Raw genomic sequence first — 13,340 nt, 5'->3', positions numbered from 1 at the left:
CTAATTTTATTGATTAACTAAAATCCATTTTCCTTTTGTTCTTGCAAAATAATTGTGGTCATACATCGCTTCAACCTGCGTTCCCGGTAAATAGTACGTTCCTAAATACGATGCATTAAGATCAATTTCAAAAGTTTTTGAAGCTTTAGCTTTTAATTCAAAATAGAAATTTACACGGTCGTCTCGTATGTCTTTGTAGCGGGCATTGCCACTTGCTCCACCGCCAAGGCTTGTAAAACTCGTATTCACAATTTCCCATCCGCTCGGGAAAATCTGAGTTAATGCCACATTATCTATTATATTGAGAGAGGTGTTGGTTACTGTAATACGTGCTTTTATAGCGGTACCCTGACGTAACTGAGAAACATCAATAGGTTTATTTTGACCATCTAAAAACTGAGTGGAGACATTAAAATTACGTTGCTCTACAAGTTCTTTTCCTAACGGAAGTTGCCCTTGTTGAATGATACTTACGTAAACCCGATTGTTTTTATTGTTCTTTAAAGTTATCGTGTTTTTGCCTTCCATAATTTTTAAATCCGCTTTAACAAAACCTTTTTCACTCTTTAAGGCTTTTTTCAATTGTGTTTGCAAAGTGGCATCAATAGATTTTCCACCATTAGCCAAAAGCATTTTTGACAAACTCAATAATGCATAAGAAGTTGTTTGCGTGCTGTACCAGCCAGAAGTAGAAAGGTCTTTTGCGATAGAAGTCGCTAAATCTGTCTGCTGGGCATCAGCTAATAATACCATAGTTTCTAAAGCCATTGCTTTATTGCGTAAAACAGAACCATATGTAAATCTCAAATCGTCATTTTCTACAAAATTTAAATTGGCTTTTTTAGCGAGATCCTGTGCGACTTGTTTTTTACCGGCAAGAGCATAGGCGGCTGCCAGCCTCCATCTCGAATCATTTGTCAACGTACCAGACTCCCTTAGACGATTCATAGCGGCCAGTTCTGGCTGTCCTGCAAGAGCCAATGTGTACAGGCGATACGCCTGTGTAAGGCTGTTGTTGTAAGATGTTGCGCCGTTACGCCATTGTCGGGCGGCATTTTGTTGATAAGTCAACCAGTTTGATAAAAAGGTTATAGGAGGAGCAAATCCTTGTTTTTGAGCCTCAAGTATAAAATGACCGGCATAGGAAGTTGCCCACGCGTCAGAGTCGCGCTCACCCGGCCAATAGCTTACACCTCCAGAGGTGTTTTGAAGCATGCCCAGACGGCTTATGGTAGCTTTGATATTCTTTTGCGTGTCTTGCTCCTGATCTGCATTTAAATCAAAAATGCTTGATAAATAAATCTGCGGAAACCCACTTGATGTGGTCTGTTCTGCACAACCATACGGGTAGCTAATCAAATACTGCAGGCGTTTTGTGAAATCTATTTGAGGTAAAGTAGAAAGTTCTACAGTTGCTGTATTGCTTGAGGGAACACCGAAGGTTTCAAAAGAAATTTCAGTTTCAGTATTAGGCTCTAAAGTATAATAGGTTGCTTTTTGTGTTAATGGATTCGGATTTTCAACATCTATTTCGACAACGTATGAAGCTTTTTCTCCTGCACCTGTAACCGAAATCTCAAACTTTTCTACCCGGTCTGACGGAAGTACTTCAAATTCAAAATTCACAATTTGTTCTCCCGGCTCTTTAAACTGAATGGTTTTAGAAGTGCCGTTTATCGCTTTAAGAGCATTACTGGTTTTCACAGTTATGCTAGCCTGCTTTACTTTATTTTCCATAGCAAAAACAGTAACGGGCAGGGTGAGTGTTTCTCCCGGCGATAATTTGCGCGGTAGCGATGCCAGTACCATTAACGGCTTATTAACAGGTGTAGATTTTTCTACGTTACCATAAGCTCCGGTTGTATTATTACCTGCAATTAGCATGGTGCGTACGGCTCCTACATAATTAGGCATATGGAGTTTATGAGTAGCGGTTGCTCCTGCCTCAAGATTAAACGGCCCTAAAAATTGCACCACAGGCTTAAAGCGATCTGCTTTCTTATTTTTAGCTCCTGCTGCTGCGTCACCACCACCTATAGCGTAAATGTTATCAACACTGCCCGAATATGCACCTATAACATAATCGTAAATATCAAAGGTTTTTACACCCAGCGCCTGGCGAGCATAAAATGCCTCGTGTATTTTAGGAGTAGCAAAACCGGTAAGGTCTAAGAGTCCTTCATCTACCACAGCCAGTGTATAGGTCATTTTTTTATTAGAGGCTTCACTCACTTTAATTGTAAAATCCTGTTCAGGTTTGAGAACCTTTGGCATTTTAAGTTGCGGTTTTAAAAGGGTTGCCGGGTTTTCTACCAGAAGCGGAATCACACCATAAAGTCTAATGGGCCTATCATTAAGTGTTTGTGCATGTTTTTGTAAAAGAGTAATGTTTACATAAACATTAGGAGCCATATCCTGAGTAATAGGGATTTTTACTGAAGTTTCTCCTTCACGAGTTTCTACCCAATTTTTACTCAATACCTGTGTGCCATTTTCAATACTTACCAGGGCGTTACTATTAGCATCTGACGGAAATTTAATAATCGCCTCATCACCCACCTTATAATGTTCTTTGTCTGACGTAAAAACCAGCATTTTTGCACTGTCAGAATCACTGGTAGGTGCATTGCTCCAATTGCGGTAAAAATAAGTGATGAGCCCTGTTGCGTGACCAGATTCTTTATCAAGTATACGTAAAAGATAACGCCCGCCTTCTTCTTCAGGAATATTTATTGTAGTCTGTGTTTTTCCTGAAGCATCTGTAGTTACTTCAAAATCCTGTATTGGCGTATACACAGAACTATTCTCGTACCGTGAAAGGTTATCGCTACCGCGGCTAAACCACCAGCGCCATTCCATTTTAAATAGTTGTACTCGTAATTTGCGATTAGGAGCAGCCTTCCCATCTGCCTGTACACTGGCCAGGTCAAATTTTATATTTTCATCTGTAAAATAAGAGCCATATTTATGAGGTTGAGGAGCTCTTAAACCCACAAAGTGAGAGTAGGGCGCCAGCTCTTTACTAAATACATCTATAGAAAAATCGCCTCCGCCTTCAAAAACTTTAGTTAAGAATGTTGCTTGTAACATTCCCGGAGCTTTATCGCTTAAGCTAATTTTTTTACTGAAATTTATCACACCCTCATTTGATAGACTTTGCTGGTCAAGTACAGGTAGTTCAACTTCCTCAAAGCTGCGCACGGGATCTGTAAATTCATAATTTTTAAAATTCTTAAAACTGGCATTTACACTACGTAAGGTAGCGGTCATATCTATTTTAAGATTTCGGGCAGGAGAACCGTGAAGCCACGTGGCGGTTGCAGAACCTTCTAGAGGTGCTGTCGTCGTAAGCATTTGCTTTTTAAAATCTAACTTAATCTTTAAACGGTTAGGCTTTACCGTTGCTACCCGTAGGGTCTTATTAAAGTTAACGCCTCCCACGGTTATAGTTGCATTCCAGTTACCTGTGGGATCTGTGGCTTTTGTAGGAATGGGGAAGTAATAGAACCCATTAGTACTTCCGCCATCAACGCCCTTATTGGTAAGGGTAGAGCTCAAGACACTGCGTTGTACTAATTTGCCTCGTGCATCTGTAACCTCTAGTTTTACAGGGTGTTCTTTAGGCAACGGATTTGCTAAATCATTAAGAACGAAGCTTAGGTGAATGCTGTCGCCGGGGCGATGTACTCCTCTTTCAGTATAAATAAATCCTTGTAATCCTTTTTGTAGTGTAGCACCGCTTATATCAAAATTACTCAGGGATAATGCATTACCATCATCAAGTTTTGCATAGGCATAATTATTACGATGTTGCGCAACAGCAAAAGCAACACTCTTATTGCTCTTGAAGGTTGCAAGCCCATCAAGATCTGTTTTTATTGTTTTGATAAGCTGCTGTTGGTAATTGTAGAGTTTAATTTCTACGCCTATTTCCGGCTTTGCACTTAGTAGGTTTGCAGTTATAAAATCATAAGTTCCGTTTTGACCTTCTTTTACGATAAGTCCCAGGTCTGATCCTATAACATTAGTAGTTGCAAATCGCTCTTCATTATAATAAGCCGGGTGACATGGGTTGTCTTCTTCTTCCCAATTGTAAACGCGATCCCGCCAGCTGTAAAGTTCATTATCCCAAAAGCGTTCTTCTAATTGTTCTTCATCGTCTTCGGGACCCGAGTGGTAATACGCTTCATAAGCTTCTTCAAAATAAATATCTTCTTTAGTCTTTGAAGTCTTCGAAGATTTTTCGGTAGCTGCACAGGGATATAGGCTGTATTCTTGGTTAAAGCTAAATTCTACGCGGTATAATGCCCCAGGATCTGCTTTAAAAAGCTCAGATAGATCAACGGCATAGGCTTTCCAAAGCCCTGTAGCTCCAATACTATTATTAATGAGGGGTATGGTTTTTTTAGCAACACGACGCCCAACGCGTTTTAAATCCCAGGACTCTGTACTGTTGAGGTTATTTGATTGTAAATACTGTAGCATATTACTTTGATAAACCTTAATAACACGCACGTCTACGGCAGACAGGTTTACGGCTTCAAAGTAGATAGGAGTTTTCATAGAAGCAGGCAAAATACTTCCTTTAGAAATAAGTCTTACCTGAGGTTTTAATTGCTCAAAAGAGATTTCCTGTGTATAGTTGCTTTTTAAAATGCCCCCAGAACTATTTTTTATACCTCGATTAAGAGTTAGGTTTAATGTGCCACTAAGGGTTTGTCGCGGATAAATGTTTAAAACATTACCCTGAACCTCATAGCGCAAATTAGTAAGACTGTCTATTTGTACCAGTCCGTCAAAGTTTTGATCCATTTGAAGCGGATCAGAAAAATTAACGCTTACCGAAGTTTCCGGACTTAAGGCACTCACAACATCTACAATCGTAAAATTAGATTGACCTGGAATATTAAGAGTACTCTGACCTTGAGTACTGCTTTGAATAGCTTTGCCATCCCAGCTGATTCTAATTTGAGAATTCTCAACTTTTCTGCTAATACTATCTATTGTAAAATTGAAAAAAGTGCCTTCACTATTTTCTGATGGAAAGTCTATATGCAATGCTTTTTGTTCCTGATGGGATCGTAGGATTTTTCGCGCATCTTCTAGAGAAATATAGTCTGACGTTTCTACAGATCCGGTTAGATATTGCCATTCTTTCGAATATGACTGAAGATTTCCCAGATTAATTTTAAAATTAGGAGTAATGGTTTTAAAACTGAAGGTGTAGCTTTTAAACTCTGGATTTATATTTTCATAAAAACGATTCAGTTTAAGGGTTACACTATACTCAGTGTCTGGTTTTAAGTTTTTTTCGGGCTGAAATATCAACGTAGTCCCATTCTCTATATAAAGTGTTCCTTCGGTCTTCGGATTTATAATTAAATATTCTGAAGGAATCTGTTGCGACAGCTCAAACTGTGTCGTCTGTTTAGCCAGTTCTATTTGAATAGGCTTTGTAATTGATACGTTACCAAAGGTGTTGTAGGAGATGTATTCTTTAAACCGAAAGATGTTATCTGTTTCTTTGGCTTTAGGATTACAACTACTCACTAAGGCGAAAATGAGTAAAACGATTAGATGTGAATAGAATTTTTTAAGTAGCCTCATTACCTGTACGTTTTTAAATAGATCTCTTTTGTAAAGTACCTATTTTCTAGACATAGTAAGCAGCACCAATTAAAAAAATTTCTAAACTATTCTTCCTAATCCGGTTTTAAGTGGCTAGTGTCATCATTTAAATAGGGTTGTCTTCCAAATAATTTGTTCTTACAATTTGTTCTTAAATGTGCGCTTTAACCGAATAAATAATTAAAAACATCGATATAATACACATACAATAGAATTTTTATAAAATGTAGGTAAATACTATTATCGATAAAAAGCACTTTAGATAGCTGAAAAGTGTTAAAGTTTAGATTATTTATGTTAAAAAGGAGACTATAATCGACAAAATACACAAAATGACTGTTTAACGGTTGTAGGAACAAAAAGTTCATGCTATGTTTGTAACAACATAACTCATAAACCCCAAATCATGAGAACTTTTACAACTAGCCTTTTGGCCCTTACTTTCGCGTTATTTTTTACAAGCTGCTCACAGGATGAAGAGCTAATGCCTGCTCAGGAAGCAACATTAGAAATTGCAGCAGACCTTACTGTTGAAGAAGCATTTGCAGCAGAGATTTTACAAGAAGTTAACGAACACCGTACATCCTTAGGATTAACAGCACTTAAGAACAATTCAGATTCTAAAGTTAAAGCTGTAGAGCATTCTAAGTATATGGCTACAAAAGGAATTATAAGCCATGATAATTTTTTTAAGCGTTCAGATTATTTAAAAGCTAAAGGAGCTGGTCGTGTAAGTGAGAATGTTGCCTTTGGGTACCGTACTGCAGAAGAGGTTGTAGCAGCGTGGATCAAGAGTGAAGGTCACAGAGAAGCTCTTGAAGGAAATTTCACACATAGCGGTATTTCAGTAGTAAAGAATGAAAAAGGCACTGCCTATTTTACACAGATTTTTATTACAAAATAATACCCCAAATCATACCCCAAATCATACCCCAAATCATACCCCAAATCATACCCCAAATCATAATTGATTAATTAATCATAAAAAACCCCCGGTTTTAAAAATCCCCCACAGAAACCAATTCAATTACAATATTTAAAACATTTACAAACTCGAAGACTTTAAGTTGGTTTTGTTATGTTAGATGCAGCGGGCGGGGGCCTGCTGTTTCGCTTTTACCCACAGTGTGGGATTTATCAATTTTTTAAACCTCTGTTGCTTGTATGCTTCAGAGGTTTTCTTCTTTTTTAAAGTGATACTCCCGTTCAACTTTACAAATACGTATGCTGTATTTAGAATACCAGCGTTGTTTACCTATTCGCTGAGCCTCTTGATGCTGTAAGTTTTTTTTCCATTCGAGAATACTTTGTTGATCTTTCCAGTAGGATATGGTGATCCCTGTTTCATTTCTTGCGCTTTCCAGTCCTAAAAACCCTGGCTGTTGCTTTGCGAGACGCTCCATTTCTTCGGCCATCTCAGCATATCCTGAAATGTCAGATACTAAAAGAGAAGTAAAAATCACCGCATAGTAAGGTTTATCGTACATAACCTAAATTGCTACTCATTATTTTTATAGATACCTAAGGTAAGTTCACCCTGATCATTCATATAGGCTCTGTACATTCCTTCGGTATTAAACTCCATTGAAGGGTTGCCATAGTGATCAAGAGCTACGATACCTCCAGTGCCTCCCAGATTTGTTAGTTTTTCCTGTATTACATTTAAAGTAGCCGCTTTTAAGGTCTTGCCGGCGTATTCCATTTGAGCGCTAATGTCATAAGCAACCTGACCTCTAATGAAATATTCACCCCACCCTGTAGATGATACCCCGCAGGTGGTGTTGTTGGCATATGTACCAGAGCCTATAATGGGTGAGTCGCCAATGCGGTTGTAACGTTTGTTGTTCATTCCTCCTGTAGAGGTGCCGGCAGCGAGATTTCCAGCTTTATCAAGCGCTACGCAACCTACAGTACCATATTTATCATCTTTTATAAAGGGATCGTAAAATGCAGTCGTATTAGTTGTAGAATCTTGTTTTTCTCGAGCCAATGTGCGCTGTAATGCATCATATCTATTTTGTGTAAAGAAATAGGATGGATCTACCAATTCAATATTATGCTCTTTAGCAAACGCTTCTGCACCTTTACCGCTTAGAAGTACATGCTCAGAATTGGTCATCACTTCGTAAGCCAGATTTATAGGGTTTTTAACATTTGTAACACCGGCAATTGCTCCCGCATTTAATGTGTTCCCATCCATTATAGAAGCGTCTAGTTCGTTAACGCCATCGTGATTAAATACAGCGCCTTTAGCTGAGTTGAATAAGGGTGAGTTTTCCATAACATTTATGGTGCGTTGCACAGCTTCCAGGCTTGTGCCGCCATTTTCCAGAATTGTATATCCGGTTTGTATGGCTTCTGTTAGCGCGGCTTTATAGGCTTGCTCCAGAGAGTCTGTCATATTCTCTTTTAATATGGTACCCGCGCCACCATGAATTATAATAGCAAATTCTTGTTGCTTGTGGGTAGATTGCTGCTGTTGTGTTTCTTGGGTTTCCTTTTGCTTGCATGATACACATGCTATTAAACCAATTAAGAAAATAGAAAGAGTTCTCATAGAATAAAATTAGATCTGTAAAGTACATAAAATCAATTTTTCATCAAACAGGTAATGGTATAGGTTTAGTTCTGAAATTCACTAACAATTAATTTGTTCTTACAATTGTTTCTTAATTATGCACTTTAACCGAATAAATAATTAAAAACATCGATATAATACACATATAATAGAATTTTCATAAAATGTAGGTAAATACTATTATCGATAAAAAGCACTTTAGATAGCCGAAAAGTGTTAAAGTTTAGATTATTTATGTTAAAAAAGAGACTATAATCGACAAAATACACAAAATGACTGTTTAACGGTTGTAGGAACAAAAAGTTCATGCTATGTTTGTAACAACATAACTCATAAACCCCAAATCATGAGAACTTTTACAACTAGCCTTTTGGCCCTTACTTTCGTGTTATTTTTAACAAGCTGTTCACAGGATGAAGAGCTAATGCCTGCTCAGGAAGCAACATTAGAAATTGCAGCAGACCTTACTGTTGAAGAAGCATTTGCAGCAGAGATTTTACAAGAAGTTAACGAACACCGTACATCATTAGGATTAACAGCACTTAAGAACAATTCAGATTCTAAAGTTAAAGCTGTAGAGCATACTAAGTATATGGCTACAAAAGGAATTATAAGCCATGATAATTTTTTTAAGCGTTCAGATTATTTAAAAGCTAAAGGAGCTGGTCGTGTAAGCGAGAATGTTGCCTTTGGGTACCGTACTGCAGAAGAGGTTGTAGCAGCGTGGATCAAGAGTGAAGGTCACAGAGAAGCTCTTGAAGGAAATTTCACACATAGTGGTATTTCAGTAGTAAAGAATGAAAAAGGCACTGCCTATTTTACACAGATTTTTATTACAAAATAAGACCCCAAATCATACCCCAAATCATACCCCAAATCATACCCCAAATCATAATTGATTAATTAATCTTAAAAAACCCCCGGTTTTAAAAATCCCCCACAGAAACCAATTCAATTACAATATTTAAAACATTTACAAACTCGAAGACTTTAAGTTGGTTTTGTTATGTTAGATGCAGCGGGCGGGGGCCTGCTGTTTCGCTTTTACCCACAGTGTGGGATTTATCAATTTTCAGAAAACCTCTGTTGCTTATATGCTTCAGAGGTTTTCTTTTTAGATGCAGTAATAAGACACAGCGAGATCTTTCAGAAAATCGTAATTTTAGCTTTAAACACTTTGTTATGGCTATTGCAAAACCGTTCAACCTTACACAATGGGTTGAAGAAAACCGCGATCTTTTAAAACCTCCCGTAGGAAATAAGAATCTTTATAAAGAGGCAGACGACTATATTGTTATGGTGGTCGCAGGCCCCAACGCGCGTAAAGACTATCATTATAATGAAACCGAAGAGCTTTTCTATCAGTTAGAAGGTGAGATTGAAGTTCACGTACAGGATGAAGGTAAAAAGCGTACGATGAAACTGGGACCCGGAGATATGTATTTACATCCTGCAAAAGTGCCACATTCGCCGGTGCGCAAAGAAGGTTCTATAGGGTTAGTGGTAGAACGTAAGCGTGCACATTTAGAGGGTAAAGACGGTTTATTATGGTTCTGTGATAATTGCAATCACAAATTATATGAAGTGTATTTTCCGCTCAATGATATTGAAACAGATTTTTTAAAGCACTTTAAAGCGTTCTATGGAAGCAAAGAATTACGCACTTGCGACGCTTGCGGTACTGTGATGGAAGCAGATCCCAGATTTACAGACTAAAGTCAATATAAACAGTATAATACGTGCGCTCAAGGGCGCACTTTTTATTTTATGAATCTCTTAATAAATACTTTAAAACCCTTTAGTGATTTAGTAACTTGGCAGATATCAAATATATTCAATCAGAAAAATACAATATAATGGCTAAAAACCAAATAAATACTGCAATTGAGGATGCACTTAAAGCCTTAGAAATACTGCCTGAAAATCCCGGTACATCAACGGGCTCTGAGTCCTCAAGCAAAGGAGAAGCATTTGATTCAATCTCACCGGTTGATGGAGCGACTATAGCAAGCGTTACACAAACTACTCCCGAAGAGTATGAGCAGGTAGTATTAAAAGCACAGGAAGCCTTTAAAACCTGGCGTACTATGCCCGCACCTTTGAGGGGAGATATTGTTCGTCAATTTAATGAAGAGTTACGACGCTTAAAAGAACCTTTAGGTAAACTGGTTTCTTATGAGATGGGAAAAAGCTATCAGGAAGGGCTGGGAGAAGTGCAGGAAATGATAGATATCTGTGATTTTGCTGTGGGACTTTCCCGTCAATTGCATGGCTTAACAATGCACAGTGAGCGTCCCGGTCATCGTATGTATGAGCAGTACCACCCATTAGGAATTGTAGGTGTTATTTCAGCATTTAATTTCCCGGTTGCTGTATGGGCGTGGAACACGGCTTTAGCCTGGGTTTGCGGGGATGTGTGTATCTGGAAACCTTCAGAAAAAACGCCACTTACCGGTGTTGCCTGTCAAAAAATAGCAGCCCGAGTGTTTGCAAAAAATAATCTGCCTGAGGGGATTTCGTGTTTGATTAATGGTGATTATAAAGTAGGTGAACTGATGACTCAGGACGAGCGCGTACCGCTTATCTCCGCTACAGGTTCTACCCGAATGGGAAAACAGGTTGCGCAAACCGTGGGTGCAAGACTGGGTAAATCCCTTTTAGAATTAGGCGGAAACAATGCCATAATTGTAACCCCAGATTCAGATTTAAAGATGACGGTTATTGGAGCTGTTTTTGGCGCAGTAGGTACTGCCGGTCAGCGTTGTACCTCTACACGTAGATTAATTATTCATGAAAGCATATATGATAAGGTAAAAAATGCCATTGTTGATGCTTATAAGCAATTGCGAATAGGAAATCCTTTAGATGAAAAAAACCACGTAGGACCTTTAATAGATACTGAGGCGGTTAAGAATTATCAAAAGGCTTTAGAAAAAGTAGTTCAAGAAGGTGGAAGCATTTTAGTTGAAGGCGGAGTGGTAGATGGTGAAGGTTTTGAAAGTGGTTGTTATGTTAAACCTGCAATTGCCGAAGCTGAGAATCATTTTGAAATTGTACAGCACGAGACTTTTGCACCTATTCTATACATTATGAAATACAGCGGAAACGTAGAACAGGCAATTGATTTACAAAACGGAGTGCGCCAGGGTCTTTCTTCTGCTATAATGACCAACAATTTGCGCGAAGCTGAACGATTCTTGAGTGTAATGGGTAGTGATTGTGGTATCGCAAATGTAAATATAGGAACCAGCGGAGCCGAAATAGGCGGAGCTTTTGGAGGGGAGAAAGAAACCGGTGGCGGTCGTGAAAGCGGTAGCGATGCCTGGAAGGTGTATATGCGCCGTCAGACCAATACGATTAATTATACTACAGAACTTCCGCTTGCGCAAGGGATTAAGTTTGACTTGTAATTAACTTTATAATTAGGTTTTTTGAGGGTTTAGTTTTATTAAAACTTAACTATTTAACGCAACCTTTTTTGGTTACGGGTATCTATTTAATAAACAACCATTAAATGAATTTTATGAGAAGAATTATTTTTATGCTTATTGTTTTAGCTACCCTTAGTTGTTCTAATGATGATGATGGGGTTAAAAGTGTAGAAGCTAATTCAGTGATTTTTGGCGAAGTATATGGCCAATGTGCAGGAGACTGTAGGACGCTTTTTCTTATTAATGACACTGGGATTTTTGCAGATTCTGATAGTGATACAGATTTTGGAAATTGGGATAATACTAATTTTGAAGAAGAAGCATTATCAGATGCCAAATTTCAATACTCTAAAGGTGTTATTGAAGTTCCCGAAAGTATACAGCGCTTTGAAGGGGAGCTTGGAAGTCAAACCATTGCAGATTTTGATTATTACATTAGTATTGAAATTGGTGGAGAAAGAAAATCCTGGACCTTTGATGAAATAAATGATGATTTACCGTCAAATATTAAAAGTTACTTGGAGAACGTTATTCTGGTCATTTCAGAGTTAAGAGAAGAATAAGATAATTAAGAAGGCCGCTATTTAAGCGGCTTTTTTATTTGCTAAATAAATAAATCAACCCGAAAACAAATAAACCGGCAAGTATAGTCAGAAATATTTTCCAGAATGAATAAGGTCGTTTTCCGGAGATGCTTCCGTTTTCTCCGTTTACAAAGAAGCTGTACTCCTTATTCTTATAGCGGTACGCGCTTATGTAAACTGGGAGTAAAATGTGCTTAAACGTTTCTTCCTCGAGATTTATATCGAGCTTGCTTATTTGTTGCTCGTCTCCGCCAATGTCACGTCGCGCCCAGCTGTTTGCAATACTGCGCATTTCTTCCTGTGATTGTAAATGACCATTTTTAAGAGGAATGGTATATTTTTCAGTAACAAAACCAGATAAAAAACCGCTTTCAAAGGGTTGTAGCTTCTTTAAATTCCACAACGATACACCTTTTGGAACTTTACCGGTATGTTGTTTTGAAGCACTTATTAAGGTGTCGTCTATAAAACCTTTAATAGAACCGCTTGCCGGTGTCCATCTGGTTTTACGCACCCTTCGGGTTTGTCTCTTTCCGTTACTGTCTTTGTACGATTGGGTTTCATAATAATAATCACCTCGCATACCGCTGTAATTTCCGTAGAGTTGGGCATCAAAAGTCCAATAGGGTAAATACAAACCTTTAGTAAATTGAGGATCTAGTGTGGCTTTTTTTAAATCGTCTGGCGCCCACCATAACCCATTAACCCATTTTTTAAAGCGTAAAATGGCTTCCTGTTGTGTAAGTTGAAAAGGCAATACAGCTCCGGGTAAAATCCATTGCTCGGTTTTTGCATCTTCCCGAATAAGCGGCGTGCCGCAGTACACACAGTGTAGTGATTTATAATTTTCTTCAATATGTTGATTTGCACCGCAATTCTTGCAGTGTAAAATGCTTATCTCTTCGCTATTTGCCTGGCTGCCTTGATCCTGTAAATACTGTCTAAGGGGTAATTCTTTAATAGGATCTGTGTCTAGATTTATCTGCTCTTCGTGACCACAATATTCACATGTAATACTTGTGGTGCCGGGCTTATATTTAAGTTCGGCACCACAATTTTTACAGGCTTTTTTAATTTCAGATTTTAAAATTGTGGGTTCAGACACGCTGTAAGTGCTAC

General features: G+C 38.3%; 9 protein-coding genes. 5 read left to right on the top strand and 4 right to left on the bottom strand.

Going from position 1 to position 13,340, the window contains the following annotated elements; translation table 11 throughout:
- Nucleotides 1–6: 6 nt before the first annotated feature.
- Nucleotides 7–5,607: an alpha-2-macroglobulin family protein gene (locus tag ACEN25_RS14330; protein ID WP_441803503.1), complete on the bottom strand. Its 5,601-nt coding sequence runs from the start codon at nt 5,605–5,607 to the stop codon at nt 7–9.
- A gap of 427 nt (nt 5,608–6,034) precedes the next feature.
- Between ACEN25_RS14330 and ACEN25_RS14325 the strand changes: the two genes are divergently transcribed.
- The gene (locus ACEN25_RS14325; RefSeq protein ID WP_441803502.1) at nt 6,035–6,532 is read left to right on the top strand and encodes a CAP domain-containing protein; all 498 of its coding nucleotides are present in this window, start codon (nt 6,035–6,037) and stop codon (nt 6,530–6,532) included.
- A gap of 265 nt (nt 6,533–6,797) precedes the next feature.
- Here ACEN25_RS14325 and ACEN25_RS14320 read toward each other — a convergent pair whose 3' ends face one another.
- Together ACEN25_RS14320 and ACEN25_RS14315 are read right to left on the bottom strand one after the other, a co-directional pair.
- Complete coding sequence (locus ACEN25_RS14320; RefSeq protein WP_441803501.1) at nt 6,798–7,115, bottom strand: antibiotic biosynthesis monooxygenase family protein; 318 nt, start codon at nt 7,113–7,115, stop codon at nt 6,798–6,800.
- An 11-nt stretch (nt 7,116–7,126) separates the two neighbouring features.
- Nucleotides 7,127–8,185, bottom strand: a complete 1,059-nt coding sequence (locus ACEN25_RS14315; protein ID WP_441803500.1) for an isoaspartyl peptidase/L-asparaginase family protein — start codon at nt 8,183–8,185, stop codon at nt 7,127–7,129.
- Nucleotides 8,186–8,552: 367 nt separating this feature from the next.
- Here ACEN25_RS14315 and ACEN25_RS14310 point away from each other — a divergent pair, with 367 nt between their 5' ends.
- The 4 genes from ACEN25_RS14310 (at nt 8,553) to ACEN25_RS14295 (ending at nt 12,200) form a co-directional block, all read left to right on the top strand.
- Nucleotides 8,553–9,050 (top strand): CAP domain-containing protein, encoded by a 498-nt coding sequence (locus ACEN25_RS14310; protein ID WP_441803499.1) that lies wholly within the window; start codon nt 8,553–8,555, stop codon nt 9,048–9,050.
- A gap of 338 nt (nt 9,051–9,388) precedes the next feature.
- Entirely contained in the window at nt 9,389–9,922 is a 534-nt protein-coding gene (locus ACEN25_RS14305) for a 3-hydroxyanthranilate 3,4-dioxygenase (protein WP_441803498.1), read from the top strand.
- A gap of 140 nt (nt 9,923–10,062) precedes the next feature.
- Nucleotides 10,063–11,616 carry an L-piperidine-6-carboxylate dehydrogenase gene (amaB, locus tag ACEN25_RS14300; RefSeq protein WP_441803497.1) on the top strand — a complete coding sequence of 518 codons (1,554 nt, stop codon included), beginning with the start codon at nt 10,063–10,065 and terminating at the stop codon, nt 11,614–11,616.
- A gap of 113 nt (nt 11,617–11,729) precedes the next feature.
- Nucleotides 11,730–12,200, top strand: a complete 471-nt coding sequence (locus ACEN25_RS14295) for a hypothetical protein (protein WP_441803496.1) — start codon at nt 11,730–11,732, stop codon at nt 12,198–12,200.
- Nucleotides 12,201–12,234: 34 nt separating this feature from the next.
- On the opposite strand, the gene ACEN25_RS14290 is transcribed toward ACEN25_RS14295, so the two are convergent.
- Nucleotides 12,235–13,326 carry a DNA helicase PriA gene (locus tag ACEN25_RS14290; RefSeq protein ID WP_441803495.1) on the bottom strand — a complete coding sequence of 364 codons (1,092 nt, stop codon included), beginning with the start codon at nt 13,324–13,326 and terminating at the stop codon, nt 12,235–12,237.
- Nucleotides 13,327–13,340 lie beyond the last annotated feature (14 nt).

It is taken from the genome of Leeuwenhoekiella sp. W20_SRS_FM14, from assembly GCF_052119605.1.
GTDB lineage: Bacteria > Bacteroidota > Bacteroidia > Flavobacteriales > Flavobacteriaceae > Leeuwenhoekiella.
The sequence above is the reverse complement of the archived record's forward strand: the minus strand, read 5'-3'. Positions and strand labels throughout refer to the sequence as shown.

What these genes read in the sequence shown, in the direction of transcription:
- ACEN25_RS14330 (WP_441803503.1), bottom strand. Translation starts at nt 5,607, where the DNA reads ATGAGGCTACTTAAAAAATTCTATTCACATCTAATCGTTTTACTCATT.
- ACEN25_RS14325 (WP_441803502.1), top strand. Translation starts at nt 6,035, where the DNA reads ATGAGAACTTTTACAACTAGCCTTTTGGCCCTTACTTTCGCGTTATTT.
- ACEN25_RS14320 (WP_441803501.1), bottom strand. Translation starts at nt 7,115, where the DNA reads ATGTACGATAAACCTTACTATGCGGTGATTTTTACTTCTCTTTTAGTA.
- ACEN25_RS14315 (WP_441803500.1), bottom strand. Translation starts at nt 8,185, where the DNA reads ATGAGAACTCTTTCTATTTTCTTAATTGGTTTAATAGCATGTGTATCA.
- ACEN25_RS14310 (WP_441803499.1), top strand. Translation starts at nt 8,553, where the DNA reads ATGAGAACTTTTACAACTAGCCTTTTGGCCCTTACTTTCGTGTTATTT.
- ACEN25_RS14305 (WP_441803498.1), top strand. Translation starts at nt 9,389, where the DNA reads ATGGCTATTGCAAAACCGTTCAACCTTACACAATGGGTTGAAGAAAAC.
- amaB (WP_441803497.1), top strand. Translation starts at nt 10,063, where the DNA reads ATGGCTAAAAACCAAATAAATACTGCAATTGAGGATGCACTTAAAGCC.
- ACEN25_RS14295 (WP_441803496.1), top strand. Translation starts at nt 11,730, where the DNA reads ATGAGAAGAATTATTTTTATGCTTATTGTTTTAGCTACCCTTAGTTGT.